The organism is Qipengyuania aquimaris, assembly GCF_009827445.1.
Lineage (GTDB): Bacteria > Pseudomonadota > Alphaproteobacteria > Sphingomonadales > Sphingomonadaceae > Qipengyuania > Qipengyuania aquimaris.
This window is the reverse complement of the sequence record NZ_WTYI01000001.1, coordinates 882206-897383: the sequence shown is the minus strand read 5'-3', so window position 1 is coordinate 897383 and position 15178 is coordinate 882206. Positions and strand designations below refer to the sequence as shown.

At 61.7% G+C, this 15178-nt stretch carries 12 protein-coding genes; 4 read left to right on the top strand and 8 right to left on the bottom strand.

Annotated elements, in window-relative coordinates:
- Positions 1–13: 13 nt before the first annotated feature.
- Complete coding sequence (gene lexA, locus GRI34_RS04395; RefSeq protein ID WP_160594898.1) at positions 14–718, top strand: transcriptional repressor LexA; 705 nt, start codon at positions 14–16, stop codon at positions 716–718.
- A gap of 65 nt (positions 719–783) precedes the next feature.
- On the opposite strand, the gene GRI34_RS04390 is transcribed toward lexA, so the two are convergent.
- Complete coding sequence (locus GRI34_RS04390; RefSeq protein WP_160594897.1) at positions 784–2967, bottom strand: ComEC/Rec2 family competence protein; 2184 nt, start codon at positions 2965–2967, stop codon at positions 784–786.
- A gap of 28 nt (positions 2968–2995) precedes the next feature.
- Here GRI34_RS04390 and gltX point away from each other — a divergent pair, with 28 nt between their 5' ends.
- Both gltX and gltA read left to right on the top strand, forming a co-directional pair.
- Positions 2996–4450 carry a glutamate--tRNA ligase gene (gltX, locus tag GRI34_RS04385; protein ID WP_160594896.1) on the top strand — a complete coding sequence of 485 codons (1455 nt, stop codon included), beginning with the start codon at positions 2996–2998 and terminating at the stop codon, positions 4448–4450.
- A 10-nt stretch (positions 4451–4460) separates the two neighbouring features.
- The gene (gltA, locus tag GRI34_RS04380; RefSeq protein WP_160594895.1) at positions 4461–5747 is read left to right on the top strand and encodes a citrate synthase; all 1287 of its coding nucleotides are present in this window, start codon (positions 4461–4463) and stop codon (positions 5745–5747) included.
- Positions 5748–5798: 51 nt separating this feature from the next.
- Here gltA and GRI34_RS04375 read toward each other — a convergent pair whose 3' ends face one another.
- The 4 genes from GRI34_RS04375 to GRI34_RS04360 all read right to left on the bottom strand — a co-directional run bounded on the left by GRI34_RS04375 (position 5799) and on the right by GRI34_RS04360 (position 9767).
- On the bottom strand, positions 5799–7214 hold the full coding sequence (locus tag GRI34_RS04375) for a sensor histidine kinase (protein ID WP_160594894.1): 1416 nt from the start codon (positions 7212–7214) through the stop codon (positions 5799–5801).
- Positions 7211–8167 (bottom strand): hypothetical protein, encoded by a 957-nt coding sequence (locus GRI34_RS04370; RefSeq protein ID WP_160594893.1) that lies wholly within the window; start codon positions 8165–8167, stop codon positions 7211–7213. Before GRI34_RS04370 ends, GRI34_RS04375 begins: the two co-directional genes overlap by 4 nt.
- A 41-nt stretch (positions 8168–8208) precedes the next feature.
- Complete coding sequence (locus GRI34_RS04365; protein WP_160594892.1) at positions 8209–9243, bottom strand: hypothetical protein; 1035 nt, start codon at positions 9241–9243, stop codon at positions 8209–8211.
- A gap of 224 nt (positions 9244–9467) precedes the next feature.
- Positions 9468–9767, bottom strand: a complete 300-nt coding sequence (locus GRI34_RS04360) for an Hpt domain-containing protein (RefSeq protein ID WP_160594891.1) — start codon at positions 9765–9767, stop codon at positions 9468–9470.
- A gap of 72 nt (positions 9768–9839) precedes the next feature.
- Between GRI34_RS04360 and GRI34_RS04355 the strand changes: the two genes are divergently transcribed.
- Complete coding sequence (locus tag GRI34_RS04355; RefSeq protein ID WP_160594890.1) at positions 9840–12449, top strand: coiled-coil domain-containing protein; 2610 nt, start codon at positions 9840–9842, stop codon at positions 12447–12449.
- 4 nt (positions 12450–12453) lie between these two features.
- On the opposite strand, the gene GRI34_RS04350 is transcribed toward GRI34_RS04355, so the two are convergent.
- The 3 genes from GRI34_RS04350 to GRI34_RS04340 are packed head-to-tail and all read right to left on the bottom strand — an operon-like array spanning position 12454 to position 15175.
- Positions 12454–12729, bottom strand: coding sequence for a DUF1467 family protein (locus GRI34_RS04350; RefSeq protein ID WP_160596389.1), 276 nt, complete (start codon positions 12727–12729; stop codon positions 12454–12456).
- Between the two features lie 17 nt (positions 12730–12746).
- Positions 12747–14402: a ribonuclease J gene (locus GRI34_RS04345; RefSeq protein ID WP_199800109.1), complete on the bottom strand. Its 1656-nt coding sequence runs from the start codon at positions 14400–14402 to the stop codon at positions 12747–12749.
- Entirely contained in the window at positions 14399–15175 is a 777-nt protein-coding gene (locus GRI34_RS04340; RefSeq protein ID WP_160594889.1) for a type III pantothenate kinase, read from the bottom strand. The genes GRI34_RS04345 and GRI34_RS04340 overlap by 4 nt, the downstream gene beginning before the upstream one ends.
- Positions 15176–15178: the final 3 nt, after the last annotated feature.

Genomic DNA, 15178 nt, shown 5'->3' with positions numbered 1-15178 from the left:
ATGGGAGTGACCTATGCTGACCGCAAAGCAGCATGAACTGATCCGCTTCATCCAGCAAAAGTTGGAAGACACCGGTATTTCGCCTTCGTTCGAAGAGATGAAGGAAGCCCTCGATCTCAAGAGCAAGTCTGGCGTTCACCGGCTGATCTCGGCCCTGGAAGAACGCGGTTTCATCCGCCGCTTGCCGAACCGTGCGCGCGCCCTGGAAGTGATCAAGCTGCCCGAAGATGCGGTGACCGGATCGAATGCTCCCGCACCCTCGCCCGCTCCCGCGGCGAATGACACGATACTCGCGGCCCACGCGGCGAAACAGGTGGCGCCCTCACCTGCGAACGATATCATCGAAGTCCCGCTGCACGGCCGGATCGCGGCCGGCGCCCCGATCGAAGCGATCGAAGGCCAGTCGAGCATGCCGGTCCCCGCAGCGCTGCTCGGACCGGGCGATCACTACGCGCTGGAAGTGTCGGGCGATTCGATGATCGAAGCCGGTATCTTCGATGGCGACTTCGCCCTCGTCCGCAGGGCCGATTCGGCCCGTGACGGGGAAATCGTGGTGGCTCTGGTCGATAACGAGGAAGCCACTCTCAAATACCTGCGCAAGGAAGGCCCGATGATCCGCCTGGATCCGGCCAATGGCGCATACGACCCGCAGGTCTACGAAGCGAACCGCGTGCAGGTTCAGGGCAAGCTGGCAGGCCTCCTGCGTCGCTACCACTAAGACCCATCTATAGTTTGAATTTTCGAAAGGGCGTCCAGCAGGGCGCCCTTTCTCTTTGGGTTTCGTCAATCTTGGACGGGTTGCCACCAGCCATGATCGCCTTGCGATGATGCCACGGTGCGGACTTGTTCGTCTTCCAGATAGATGGCGACGCCGCCATTACGCTCGAGATAGCGCCGATCCAGTTTCAGCCAGCGCGGCATGCAGCTACGCGGCAGCCAGCGGTCCGCGACAACGACATCCGAGAGCTCGCAAGCTGCCGCCAACTGGCGCTCATCGACGCGCTGCTTGTTCAACGCCACAAGGACAATCCATTCTCTGTCGCTAGTTTTCAGCCGGAGCGTGCAAAAATCGGCACTGCAATCGGCGCCCGCGTAATCCCGGATATTCCGGGGTTCTATCTCGCTCCCGGCAAGCTCCACGATGTTGGTACGCGCATAAGTGCCCGGCGCACCTCGCAGGACGAAGAGATTGCCCCTTTCATCGACGAGACCGAGGTTTCCGCCATCGCGCGTCACGAGAATATCCGGCACGGGCGATACTGCCAGAATTAGCGCAGCCAGTGCTGCCGGGATTAGACCCCATAGCCGCGCCTTGCCTCGCCACAGCGCCAGCCACAGCCCTCCCGCTACGAAGAGGGCGATGATACCCAGCCCCATATGCGGCACCAGTTTCACCGCTCCTGGCTGAGATGCAGTGAAGTGCGCGAGATCGAGCAATAGGTCGAGCGACACGCCTACAAGCCACCAGAACGGTGCCCCTGCCCCGACCATGTCGAGCAACAGCGCGATCGCGATGAGAGGCATCGAGACGAAGGTGACCAGCGGAATGGCGACAACGTTGGCAAACGCGCCGTAGAGCCCCGCTCGATGGAAGTGGAAAAGCACCACGGGTGTCAGGGCAATTTCGATGACAAGCCCTGTCACGAACAGCATAACTGTACGCCGCGCCAGCCACCTCGCGCGGCTTTCCTCCCGCGGCGCCAGAAAAGCCCGTATCGGCTCTGAATTGTGCAGCGCGATGATCGCAATAACCGCCGCAAAGCTCATCTGGAAACTGGGTCCGACCAGTGCCTCCGGCCAAGCGAACAGGACGGCCGCAGCGGCCACAGCGACCATGCGCATTGATAAGGGTTCGCGTCCCAGAGCAAGCGCACCGAGCACCAGCATCGCTCCGATACAGCTGCGCACGGTCGGGACCTCCGCGCCGGTCAGCAAGGTATAGGCGATACCCGCCCCCGCGCCGACCGCCGCCGCAACCAGTGGTAGGCGTACCCGCAGGGCAAACCATGGCCACAATGCAAAGAGCTTGCTGGCGAGGAAATAGGCAGCGGCGATAACTGCGCTGACATGCAACCCGCTAATCGACAGCAAGTGCGTCAAACCCGCATCACGCATGGCGTCTTCATCCACGGCTGATATGCCGCCGCGATCACCGCTTGCGAATGCCGCTGCGATCGTGCCCGGCGCTCCATCGAGCCGGGATCGGACGTGCTTGGAAAGGAAGCGTTGTGCCTGCGCGATCGGCGAATTGCGATTACCGACCTGTTCGACCAGTTCTATCTCCCCGACCAAGGAGCCGGTCGCCGCCAGCCCCTTGAACCAAGCCGCGCGGGCGAAGTCATATGCGCCGGGCAGGATCGGCGCGGACGGCGGCATGAGCCGTGCCTTCAGTCGAACACGAGCGCCCTCCTCAAGCCCGCCCACGTCCTTTTCGAGAGGTACGTTCACCCTCACCTTGATCGGCCGGCCTGCCTCTGCATCCCTTGCCGCAAGGGTCAGGCGAACGCGTTCTACGGCCGGTTGCTCTTCGCGATCGAGAATGCGGGCATCGAGACTGACTACGGTCGGACGTTCGATTGCAGCTGCGCCGACAAGTTCCGACTTGCTCCACACAGTCGCCATGCCAAGGGCGAAAGCGACGGAAAGGACAGTAACGGCGAGCCGTAAGGCCGCGCGATCATCCCGTCCACGCCACACGGCTATCGCAGCCAGGGCCGCCAGCACGGCAGCACCCATGGCAACCGAACATTGCCAGCGGTTATCAAGCAAGAACCAGGCCCCGATCCCTGCTGCAAAAGCTACCGTAATCCAGGGCCCGCGGTCGAATGACGAGGCTGTCAGAAACCTCTCTGCGGCCTCACCCGTTCTGGACAAGACAGCGCGCATGCGCCAAGGGCGCTGCACTGCAACATCGGCGATGCCGTCCGGCTCGCCAAACGGCACCTGTGGCGTCCCCTCTATCGCCATGGAAGTCTTTGAAAGGAAAGAAAAGCAGATGGCAAGTGAAACCGCGGCAGGTACCAGCGCAAAGCAAGTCGTGACCCGCTTTGCCCCCTCGCCGACCGGATTCCTGCACATCGGCGGGGCACGCACTGCGCTGTTCAACTGGCTGTTTGCCCGTCACCACGGCGGCAAGGCGCTGCTGCGGATCGAAGACACCGACAAGAAGCGCAGCACGCAGGAAGCGATCGACAAGATCCTCGAAGGTCTAGACTGGCTCGGCCTCGACTATGACGAGCCGCCAGTTTTCCAGTCCGATCGCGCAGAACGCCATGCGGACGTCGCGCAAAAGCTGCTCGAAGCCGACCATGCCTACAAGTGCTTTGCCACGCCCGAAGAACTCGAACAGATGCGCGCCGAACAGCGGGCGAACAAACAGCCCATGCGCTACGACCGCCGCTGGCGCGACCGCGATGAGGCGGAAGCTCCGGCAGGCGCACCCTACACCGTCCGCCTGAAAGTCCCGACCGAAGGCGCGACTACGATCAAGGATGCCGTGCAGGGCGATGTCACTGTCCAGAACGCGGAAATCGACGACTACATCCTCCTGCGCGCAGACGGCACGCCGACTTATATGCTGGCAGTGGTGGTCGACGACCACGACATGGGCGTCACCCATATCATCCGCGGGGATGACCATCTCAATAATGCTTTTCGCCAATTGCCGATCATCCGTGCGATGGAGGAAATCGAAGGCAATTGGCCTGATCCGGTCTATGCCCATGTCCCGCTGATCCACGGATCGGACGGTGCGAAGATGTCCAAGCGACATGGCGCCATCGGGGTCGAGGCCTATCGCGACGAGGAAGGCGTGTTGCCCGAAGCCCTGTTCAACTACCTGCTGCGCCTTGGCTGGGGACATGGCGACCGCGAAGAGATCACCCGCGAAGAGGCAATCCAGCTGTTCGACCTCGACGGTGTCGGCAAGAGCGCAGCCCGCTTCGACATCAAGAAGCTGCAGAACCTGAACGCGCATTACATCCGCGAGGCCGACGACCAGCGCTTGGCGGAACTGGTAGCACAGGAAATCGGCAAGCCAGGCGAGACTTCGGTGCTCGCTGAGGCGATGCCAGTCCTCAAGCCGCGTGCCAAGACTGTGCACGAACTTGCTGAAGGTGCTGCCTTTTTGTTCAAAACGCGCCCGCTGGAATTGACCGAAAAGGCTGCTGGGCTGCTCGATGACGAGGCACGCGGCCGCCTCGCTGGCCTTTCGGAGCGTTTGAGCGCGGAAAATAGCTGGACAATCGAGGCTCTCGAAGCCACTACGAAATCGTATGCCGAAGAGCTTGAATTGGGTCTCGGCAAGCTCGCGCAGCCCCTGCGCGCCGCACTAACGGGCACGACCACGTCGCCCGGAATTTTCGATGTTCTGGTCCTGTTGGGCAAGGAGGAATCTCTCGCGCGGATAGACGCGCAGGCCTCCCCGGCAGGCACGGGCAAAACTGACTGAGGAGACTCGCGTGGCCGATAAACAGGCAACTCTCGATCTGGGCGGACAGAGCCAGACATTCCCCGTGCTCGAAGGAAGCATCGGCCCGGATGTCATCGACATCCGCAAGATGTACGGCACGACCGGCAAGTTCACCTATGACCCCGGTTTCAAGTCGACCGCCAGCTGCGAAAGCGCGCTGACCTATATCGACGGCGAAGAAGGCGTACTGCTGCACCGCGGTTACCCGATCGGCCAGCTGGCAGAACACTCCAGCTTCATGGAAGTCAGCTACCTGTTGCTGAACGGCGAACTGCCGGACCAGGGCGAACTCGACGATTTCGTCTATACCATTACGCGCCACACCATGGTGCACGACCAGCTGCGCCAGTTCTACCAGGGCTTCCGCCGCGATGCGCACCCGATGGCCATCATGTGCGGTGTCGTCGGCGCTCTGTCAGCGTTCTATCACGACAGCACCGACATTTCGGATCCCGAGCAGCGCAAGATTGCCAGCCACCGTCTCATCGCCAAGATGCCGACGATCGCAGCGATGGCGTACAAATATGCCGTGGGGCAGCCGTTCCTTCAGCCGAAGAACGACCTCAGCTACACCGGAAACTTCCTGCGCATGACCTTCGGTGTGCCGGCCGAGGAATATGAGATCCACCCCGCGATCGAACGCGCGATGGACCGTATCTTCATCCTCCACGCCGACCACGAACAGAACGCGTCGACCTCGACCGTGCGTCTTGCCGGTTCGTCGGGCGCAAACCCGTTTGCATGTATCGCTGCCGGTATTGCCTGCCTTTGGGGTCCGGCACACGGCGGCGCCAATGAAGCGGCGCTCAACATGCTGCAGGAAATCGGATCGCCCGATCGCATCCCGCACTACATCGAGCGTGCCAAGGACAAGAACGATCCTTTCCGCCTGATGGGCTTCGGTCACCGCGTCTACAAGAACTACGATCCGCGTGCGACGGTCATGCAGAAGACCCTGCGTGAAGTGTTCGACGCGCTGAACGTCAACGATCCGGTCTTCGAAACCGCGCTACAGCTCGAAGAGCTCGCGCTGAACGATGATTACTTCAAGGAAAAGAAGCTCTTCCCGAACGTGGACTTCTATTCCGGGATCATCCTCAACTCGATCGGTTTCCCGACGACAATGTTCACCGCGCTCTTCGCCCTCGCCCGTACCGTGGGCTGGGTCGCGCAGTGGAACGAGATGATTTCCGATCCTGCACAGGTCATCGGTCGTCCGCGCCAGCTTTACACCGGCCCGACGCAGCGCGATTATCCGATGATGAATCAGCGCTAAGCGACAGATCGATAAATGGGATCAGGGGCGCTTCGGCGCCCCTTTTTCGTATTAGCTGTCGGCGTCAGGGACAGTCGATCCCGGGCCATCGCGCCGTTCACTACGCAGGTCTTCGGCAGCCGGGACTGAAAGGGTGAAGCGCGCGCCTAGGCCCGGAGCACTCTCCACCGTCAGATCCCCGTCCATCGCGCGTGCAATCCGGCGGGAAATATAGAGACCAAGACCCGAACCTCCGTCACCGCTGCGGCCGAGCCGTTCGAACTTCTCGAACACCCGAGCCTGCTGGTCCTCTTCCAGACCGTGTCCCTGGTCAGCCACGGTGATCAGCGCACGCGATCCGATCTGGTCGAGACGCAGCCAGACCTGGCTGTCTTCGGGCGAGTAGCGGATTGCATTGCCGACAAGATTGAGGAGGATCTGCAGCACCCTGCGGAATTCGGCGATCGCAAGCTGGCTCTCGCCTTCGACTGGCGGGACCAGCGTGATCCCGCGCTCCTGCGCCCTAACCCCGAGGATACCGCAAGCACGACGTGCCACATCGGCGAGGTCGATCCGGTCGGGCGCGGTGACGAAATCGTCAGACTCCACGATTTCCAGATCGGAAAGATCGTCTACCAGCGCCAGCAAGTGCTGCCCTGCACTTGCAATATCCGCCGCATACTGGCTGTATTCTTCTGCCAATGGCCCTGCGAGCTTGGTCCGGATCGTCTCGGCGTTTGCGATGATGCGATTGATCGGTTGGCGCAGTACCGGCGTGAGGTCCTTGCCGAGCGAAGGCGTGTCCGCCTGAAGATCGCCGGAACGCTCGGAAAGAGGTGTGCTGGCCGCGAGATACAGGACAAAGCCCGCACTTCCGGGCTCACCCTTTCCTAGAGGCTCGAGATGTGCCGTCCATTGCCGTTTGGAACCCGGTATCGTGCATTCGGCACCGTCGAGCAGGCGCCAATGCAGCGGTTGTTGGTAATCCTTGGTCGGCATGTCGACCAGGGTTGTCCACGATTGGCCGACTGCGGCCAAGGAGCGCGAACGGAACTCTTCGAGATCGGGTGCCTCGGTCTCTACCGACAGAATGGACTGGTTTGCATCGAGCCGCGCAGTGCATTCAGCGAGATGGCGATTTACTTCGATCCTGCGCCGCTCGGCATCGATCTCGTTTTCCGGCGGCAATTGTTCAGCCTGCCAGCTTGCAATAGCGATCTCGCAGCCGCCCTGCCCCCCGTCGACAGGGGTAATCTCGGCCCAGGCCGTGATACGGTTTTCACCGTCGATTGCTTCGAACTGACGAGCGAGCTTGAGCCCATATGAGCGGGCTTTTTCGACAAGGGAAAGCAGGCCCGGAATGGCGATTGTCGAGCCGATGCTTCCGCCGCAATCGCGATTTAGCTGAGCGAGCACACCCGTTGCCTCGGTCAGGCGGTCGGCCTCGTCACTACGGCCCCTGGCGATATGGCTTGTCTTTACATTCATTGCCCGAAATCCGGCCTCGTATCGCTCAGCATGGAGCGCGCTTCGTTCGAGCTCAGGTTCGCCAAGCCTGCGACAGGTGCGGCTTGGGGATGCAACTGCAACAATACCTCATCGATCTGCGTCGCTGCCAGGCCGGCGGATCTCAAACTCACCGCGAGACGCGTAACCTGCCTCGCATTGGTCGCTAGGACAACCATACCTCGGTCCTGCCCCGATTTCGCTGCGAGGATAGTCAGGAACAGGGCAACCCCGGCTTTTTCCGGAAGCAGCGCATTCTCGTTCCCCCGTTCGACACCCGTGGCAAGCCGCGCCATCAGCGCGAGCCTTCCAGATGCTTCGTCGAAATCGCTGCGCAATTTGGCCTCGGCCCTCGTCAGAGCATCCGAAGCGCGGTCCCCGTTGTATGCGCGCCATGTCAGGAGGACGCTATGGAATAGGTCGCCTGGCAACTCCGACAGGGGCAGTTCCATGCGCCGCTGGGCCTGCACGAAGCGCGCCTGGGCAGCCAAGGCCGACATGGCCGTACTGGCTGTCCCCGTATCCTCACTGGCGATAAGGTCCTGCAAGAGAGGCGAAAGGACCGGATCGACGCCAAACTGCGCTTCGAGCCGCTCCGTCAACTGCCATTCGACCGCAAGCGCGTGGCAATGCGAGAGCAAGGCCGAATTTTCCTGCAGTCGCATCGCAAGCGCTTCCCCGTGGCGTTCGGCGAAAGCCTCGCTGCCCGATTGGCCCGTCGCCTGTGCCTGCACGCGCAGTATTTGCCACGCAAGGTCGTTGAGCATGCCGCGAAGGCGGGCAAGTATCTCGTCACTGAACAGGGAGTGGTCGGGCGTCGACAGGAGATGGCCAAGAATAGGCTCGATGCGCGAAAGTGTCTGGTCGCCGCGGGAAAGCGCGGCGCGCAGATCGGCCTCGCCTCCATCCGTGGCCCCAGCAAAGTCCTTCGCCATCATCATTCTCCGCGCGTAGCAGTGACTTGGTTAATTCGGAGTTAGTCGTTGCGAAATGGGCCGAAAAACCGCGTCAGCAAGACAAGCAGCGCGATGACGGCTGCTGCTTGTGCGCCAAAACCGAAGAAGGCAGCTGGCGCAAGGAGGAAACCGAGCAATATCCGGTCGGCATAGGTTCGCTTCCACACCTCGCTACCGTGACGTTCCCCGAGCCTCAGAAGACCCATCAGGACGAGTGGGACGAATACCCGCGTCAGGTCACTTTCGTCAGGGGCTGCGAGATATATCAGAAGGATGAAGAGGATATCTAATGACGCTTCGAGGAATTTGAGCAGCGGGCTGCGCTTGGCAGCCACCTGCCCTTTGTTTGCAACGCGCTCCACCACGCGGCCCATCCGGGAGAATAGTGCGGCCAGAGTAACGAGCGCCAAGCCGACAGCCGGCATGGAGAGTGCACCGGCCGCCACCGAGGAAAGTGCGAACACACCCGAAGCGACCACCGGGCCATTCTCTCCGCGCCCTCCTACGACATCGCGCGCAAGACGCGTGCCCGCGCGCTCGGCAACCGCGATACCCGGCGCGTGGAATGAAACCGGTTCCCGCTGCGCCTCTATCCACCGCAATTCCCTTGCGGTCAGCCCTTCACGCGTCGCGTCGATCGTCCAGTCGTTCTGGTCGACGAGCTTGCGTTCTGCGGGGACCAGCCTCGTCCCGGATTGGAGCGCGAGCCGCATCAGCACCGAGGGCACATCGATGTCCGGTTCCATCTCTACGAGCCGTTCGACCAGATTGCCCCGTGTCAGCAATACGCCGCTCCAAGCGAATTCGGGGTCGATACGTTCGAACCCCGCCGGGACGGCGATATCGGCCGGAAATGCGATGACGGCAGGTTTCGTTAGCAGGCGCTCTGTCGTTTGCGCGTCGGGCAAGACGCCGGAAGCGATGACCAGTATTTCATCGGTTGCCGTGACGAGATCCGAAAGCTTGGCAGGCTCGCGCAATGCCATGAACTTGGCGCCGGCACGTTCGGCACGGTGCTGCAACTCGATTACCTCGCGCCCGATACCGTCGGCCATGCAAGCAACCGCCTCGCATCCGAGTGAAAGGGCAAGGTCCAGCTGACGGTCTATCACGCGTGCCCCTGCGAACGGGACGAATGCCGGTCTCGTCCGTCCGGGCTTGGGGTCCCGGTCGAGAGTGGACAGCAAGGCAATGCGCACGACTTTTATTCTCCGACGACGTCAGTCGACCTTAGGAGCACAGTGCATGAGTTGGAAGGAGCGACGATTGTCGCCCTCGCCTATTCCACGAAATTATCGATGAATGCCTCGATGGAGCGAACCACGGTGGGTTCACCCGGCGCCGCATCCAGGGCGCTTTCGGCGAGCATCATCAGCTCATCTGCCGCAAAGCTGGCCGCAAGGCCGCGAAGTCGTTCCGCCGCCTGGTACCAATTCGCATCGCAGCGCGCTCTCTTGAGCAGGTCCAACCGCTGTTCGACGCTGCCCAGGAACGCCGAACGCAATTCGGCAGCGATCCGGGCATCCTCCCCCGCCGCCTTCGCCAAGGAACTGTCAAAACTGGCAGAATGATAGGCCATGGAGCCACGAAATACGGCGAACGGAGTTAAAGAGGCTTTAAGCATACGGCAAAAGTGGTAGCCTTGCCGACTATGAGAAAGCGTTCGCACATCAGTGTCGTCGAGGGTGAGCCTGCAACCGAAGCGGTTCAGGAACCGGAAGCTCTTGAACTTAAAGAGGAATTTGTCGACCCCGAGGAATGGTTCGATGAAGAGCCCGAACCGCTTTCCCGCGCCGGATGGATCGCCCCTGCCCTCGCCGCGCTGCTGACTGCTGCATGGAGCGGCTTTTACGCCTGGGCCCACCGTAGCGAGATCCTTGCTGGCGGTGCGCCCCAGCAATGGAGCGGCTGGATCACCGCGTGGGCGATCCCCGTCCTCCTGATCGTCTCCCTCCTGATGCTGGCACGTCGCAATTCCACGGTGGAGGCGCGCCGCTTCGGCGAAGTTTCACGGTCGCTTTCCGAGGAATCGGCCCGGCTCGAAGCCAAACTTGCGGTCGTGAACCGCGAACTGAGCCTCGCGCGCGAATTTCTCGAAAGCCAGTCACGCGAACTCGAATTTGCCGGCCGCTCCGCGAGCGAGCGCCTGTCGGAACACGCTGACCGCCTGCAGGGCCTCGTTCGTAACAACGGCGAGCAGGTCGACGCCATTGCCAGCGTCAGCACTACAGCGCTCGACAACATGACGCGCCTGCGGGACAGCCTTCCGGTCATCGCCACTTCGGCAAAGGATGTGACGAACCAGATCGGCGGAGCCGGCCGGAATGCGCAGGAACAGCTCGACAAGCTGGTCGAAGGGTTCGAGCGTCTCAACGAATTCGGCGCCGCCAGCGAACGACAGGTCGTTTCCCTGCGCGAGCGGGTCGACGAAGCGGTCGAAGCGTTCTCTGCACAGGCTGGCGATCTCGAACGCATCGCCGAAGAACGCTTCGCGGCTCTTCGCGAGGGCAGCGAGGCAGCCCGCGCAGACCTCGACAGCCGCGAGGTAGAGGCTCTCGCCGCTATCCGGACGCGTTCCGAAACGCTGCGCAGCGAATTGGCGGAGGCACAACAGACCGCCAATGCCGAAGAAGAACTGGCACTGTCCTCGATGCGCGAACGTTTCACCGCCTTGCGGGTCGAAGCAGCCCAGGCATCGGGCGCGATCCGCAAGGGCGAAGAAGGCGCCATGGATGCCTGGAGTACCCAGGTCGCCGAGATGAAGGACCGTCTTGCCGGTGCCGTAAGCGAGATCGAGAAGATGGACGCTGCCGTTATCGAAGCGGCGACCGCAAGGCTCAACGTCCTGTTCGAACGGGCGGAATCGATCAACACGCAAATCCGCGCCAATGGCGAAGCGCTGGATCACGGAGCGGAGCAGCGCCTTACTGCTCTTGGTGACGCGCAGGATCGCATCAGCCGCGAACTGGCGGAAAAACTGGGCGCGATCGACGCAGCAATCGCGGAACGCCGCGAAGCCCAGCGCGACCAGATGACCGTCATTGCCGCCGAGGGTGACGCTCTGGCGGAAAAGATCGCCAATCTCGGCACGACATTCGAAACCGTCACCGGCCAGGGCCGTGAAGCGAACGAAACGCTAGCGGCCGCAATCGATGCCCTGAACGAGAAGCTGATCGGCAGCCGCGAGGCTCTCGATGGCACTGACACAGCCGTAGCATCGCTAACCGACGCCAGCGTGCGCCTGCTCGAACTCATCCAAGCCAGCGCGCGCCAGAGCCGCGAGGATCTGCCCGTCGCCATGGAGGCTTCGGAGGATCGCCTCGTGCAGATCGAGCGTCGGACTTCGGAAATCCGCGATCTGCTTGGAGAAGCACGCAGGTCCGGAGACACGCTTACCGAGGGCATGGCCGACGTTGAACGCCGTACGCGTGAAGCGATGGAAGGGTTCGAAAACTTCCAGTCGGGTTTCGGAGAGACAGCTGCAGCCCAAGTCGACAGCGTCGAGCGCCTGCGCTCGGGTATCACTGCGCTATCGGCCGAAAGCGAACAGCTGGCCGAACGCGTCCAGGGCGAGTTGCAGACAGCAATTGCAGCGCTGGAAACAAGCGCACGCGATGCGATGACCGCAATCGAAAGCGAAGAAACGGCGCGCGTCGAAAATCTCGCCAAGTCGGTTGCGGAACGCAGCGCCGAGGCGATTGACAACGCCCTGGCGGAACACACCGATACCGCACTCGCCCGCCTCGACGAGGCTCGGAAGCGTTCCAGCGATGCTGCGCGCGACGCGACCAAGCAGCTGCGTGACCAGTTGAAGCGCCTCAACGACCTGACGGGCAACTTGGAAGCCCGTATCGCCCATGCACGCGAAAAAGCTACCGACAGCGTCGACAGCGATTTTGCGCGCCGCGTTGCGCTCATCACCGAAAGTCTCAACTCGAACGCGATCGATATCTCCAAGGCCCTTTCGGCAGAAGTTACCGACAGCGCGTGGGCCAGCTATCTGCGCGGCGATCGCGGGATTTTCACGCGCCGCGCAGTGCGCCTGATCGACAATGGCGAGGCCCGTGAAATTGCCGAACTCTATGACGAAGATCCGGACTTCCGCGAACACGCCAACCGCTACATCCACGATTTCGAGGCATTGCTACGCAACCTGCTGTCCACGCGCGACGGCAACGCGATCAGCGTAACCTTGCTGTCGAGCGACATGGGCAAGTTGTATGTGGCGATGGCACAGGCTCTCGAACGCCTGCGTAACTAAAGGCTCACCGGTTGACGGTCGGTCCCCAGAAGATGAGGTCTTCCGCCTCGATCCACCCGTAGGCGTAATTCAGCACGTAGAGCGTGGTGAAGACGATCGACAGGATCGTGGCGCGCACCGCAATCACGCCAGGTCGGAAGTTCACCGGAGCACTATCGGCTTGCCCGGGCACTTTTGTCGCCCCGACCTCGTCCGGCGTCTTCACCCCGAACGGCAGCAGCACGAATGCGCTGACGACCCAGAACAGAACGTATATCGCAAGGATCGAGGTCCACTGCATCGGCAGTTCCATGACGCTTACCCCAGGTTCTCTGGCAGGAGGACGCGCACTTGCGGACGCTTGCCCGACCAGCGCTGGGCTGCCCGGCGCGCTGCAAGCCGCGCCGCCTCATGTACCGCCGAGGCGCTGCGGGCATCCTTGCCCTTGAGCTTGCTTATGGCCTGGCGGATGTCCGCTAACGCTTCTTCGGTGAAATCCTCGTAGTCCTCGTCGAGCGGCAAGCCGATGCTGTCGATGCGCGGGGATAGATCGCTGTCCAGCGCGACGATCACTACGCCTTCATGCATAATTCGCCGGCGCATGACGATCGCATCGCCATCGGCCGGGGCGATGATGTCGCCATCCAGGACCAGGCGCCCTGCCCTTACCTTGGCGATCGTGCCCGGCGCTCCGGGCGCAAGACGCACGATATCGCCGTTCTGCTGGACGACGGCATCGGGAATGCCGTTTTCGCGTCCGAACCTCGCCTGCTCCTGCATGTGCCGCATTTCGCCATGAACCGGCACGAGTATCTCGGGCCGGAGCCAGCCATAGAGCGCCTTGAGCTCCGGACGGCCAGGGTGGCCCGATACGTGGATCATGCTCTGCCGGTCAGTCACCATCGTCACACCCTTTTCGGCAAGACGGTTCTGGACAGCGCCGATGGAGAGCTCGTTGCCCGGGATCTGGCGGCTTGAGAAAAGGACTACATCGCCCGGCACGAGTTCCAGCGGGTGATTGTCCTCGGAAATGCGCGAAAGTGCGGCCCGCGGCTCACCCTGCCCGCCAGTTGCCAGGATCATGACCTCTCCGCGTGGCAGGCCCATGGCGGTGTCGAAATCCACCGGTTCCGGCAGGTCTTCGAGGTATCCGTTCTGCTGCGCGACTTCGATGATCCGGTCGAGCGATCGACCGGCCACGCAAAGCTGTCGCCCGGTTTCGCGCGCAACGTTTCCGAGGGTCTGCAAACGGGCTACGTTGCTGGCGAAGGTCGTCACGAGGACGCGCTTGCCCTTGTGCTTCTGGACCTCTTCGAGAAGGCCCTTGTACACCGCGCCTTCCGAACCGCTAGGCGAAGGATTGAAGACATTGGTGCTGTCGCACACCAGCGTGAGTACGCCATCGTCGCCGATCTCGGTAAGCTCTTCGTCGGTCGCGGGCTCGCCAATGATGGGGTCATCGTCCAGCTTCCAGTCACCGGTGTGGAAAATCTTGCCATGCGGCGTGTCGATCAGCAGCGCATTGCCCTCTGCGATAGAGTGGGCCAGCGGAATGTAGGTGACCTCGAAAGGGCCAACCTGGAAACTTCCGTGATCCTCTTCGATCTCGTGCAGCTCGATTTCACCAAGCAGGCCGGCTTCCTCAAGCTTGCGCCGCACCAGTTCCATCGTGAAGGGCGTTGCATAGATCGGCACGCCCAGGTCGGCTGCGAAATACGGCACGGCGCCGATGTGATCTTCATGCGCATGGGTGAGAACGATGGCTTCGAGCTGCTTGGTCCTTTCCTCGATGAAGTCGAGGTCGGCGAAGACGAGATCCACGCCGGGATACTCACCGCCCGAAAAAGTCATGCCCAGGTCCACCATCAACCACTTGCCGTTGCAGCCGTAAAGGTTGACGTTCATCCCGATCTCGCCCGAGCCACCAAGGGCGAGAAACAGCAGTTCGTCTTCGGGAGTGAAGTTCTTTTTCAAGCGGAGGCCCTTTCAGCCAGCATGGCGAGACCATCCAATGTGAGGTCGCTATCGACCTCGTCGAACAGGTCGGTAATTTCATCGAACAGGAGTGCCAGTCCGCCGGTTGCGACGACTTTGGCCGGTCGGCCTATCTGGCGCCTCATGCGCTCTACGAGGCCCTCTATCAGGGCTACGTAACCCCAGAACACGCCTATCAGCATCTGGTCTTCCGTGTTGCGGCCGATGACGTTCTCATCATCGGGTTTCCTGATTGCGATACGCGGCAGTTTTGCCGTGTTCCCAACCAGCGCATCGAGCGAAAGATTGATCCCGGGGGCAATGATACCGCCCTTGTAAGCGCCTGTGAAATCCACGGCATCGATAGTCGTCGCAGTACCGAAGTCGATCACGATCAGGTCGCCCTCGTACTTCGCATGGGCTGCAATGGTGTTGAGAGCACGGTCGGCGCCCAGCGTTCGCGGGTCGTCTACATCGATGGCTATGCCCCACTCTGCCGCATCCTGGCCTGCGATCAGCGGTTCGATGCCGAAATACTTCTGCGCCAAAACGGTGAGATTGTGGATGGAACGGGGCACCACCGATCCTACGATGATCTGGTCGATATCCTCTTTCGCATAACCCTGCAGTTCGAGCAGGCGGAGCAGCCAGACGGCGTATTCGTCGCCGGTCCGCCGCGGGTCGGTCGCGATGCGCCAGCGTGCCTTGATCTGCCGCCCTTCGAAAAGCGCAAAGACCACATTCGTATTTCCGACATCGGCTGCAAGCAGCATGGA

Coding starts and splice junctions, on each gene's coding strand:
- lexA (WP_160594898.1), top strand. CDS start 14: ATGCTGACCGCAAAGCAGCATGAACTGATCCGCTTCATCCAGCAAAAG.
- GRI34_RS04390 (WP_160594897.1), bottom strand. CDS start 2,967: ATGGCGATAGAGGGGACGCCACAGGTGCCGTTTGGCGAGCCGGACGGC.
- gltX (WP_160594896.1), top strand. CDS start 2,996: ATGGCAAGTGAAACCGCGGCAGGTACCAGCGCAAAGCAAGTCGTGACC.
- GRI34_RS04375 (WP_160594894.1), bottom strand. CDS start 7,214: ATGAATGTAAAGACAAGCCATATCGCCAGGGGCCGTAGTGACGAGGCC.
- GRI34_RS04370 (WP_160594893.1), bottom strand. CDS start 8,167: ATGGCGAAGGACTTTGCTGGGGCCACGGATGGAGGCGAGGCCGATCTG.
- GRI34_RS04365 (WP_160594892.1), bottom strand. CDS start 9,243: ATGGCCGACGGTATCGGGCGCGAGGTAATCGAGTTGCAGCACCGTGCC.
- GRI34_RS04360 (WP_160594891.1), bottom strand. CDS start 9,767: ATGGCCTATCATTCTGCCAGTTTTGACAGTTCCTTGGCGAAGGCGGCG.
- GRI34_RS04355 (WP_160594890.1), top strand. CDS start 9,840: ATGAGAAAGCGTTCGCACATCAGTGTCGTCGAGGGTGAGCCTGCAACC.
- GRI34_RS04350 (WP_160596389.1), bottom strand. CDS start 12,729: ATGCAGTGGACCTCGATCCTTGCGATATACGTTCTGTTCTGGGTCGTC.
- GRI34_RS04340 (WP_160594889.1), bottom strand. CDS start 15,175: ATGCTGCTTGCAGCCGATGTCGGAAATACGAATGTGGTCTTTGCGCTT.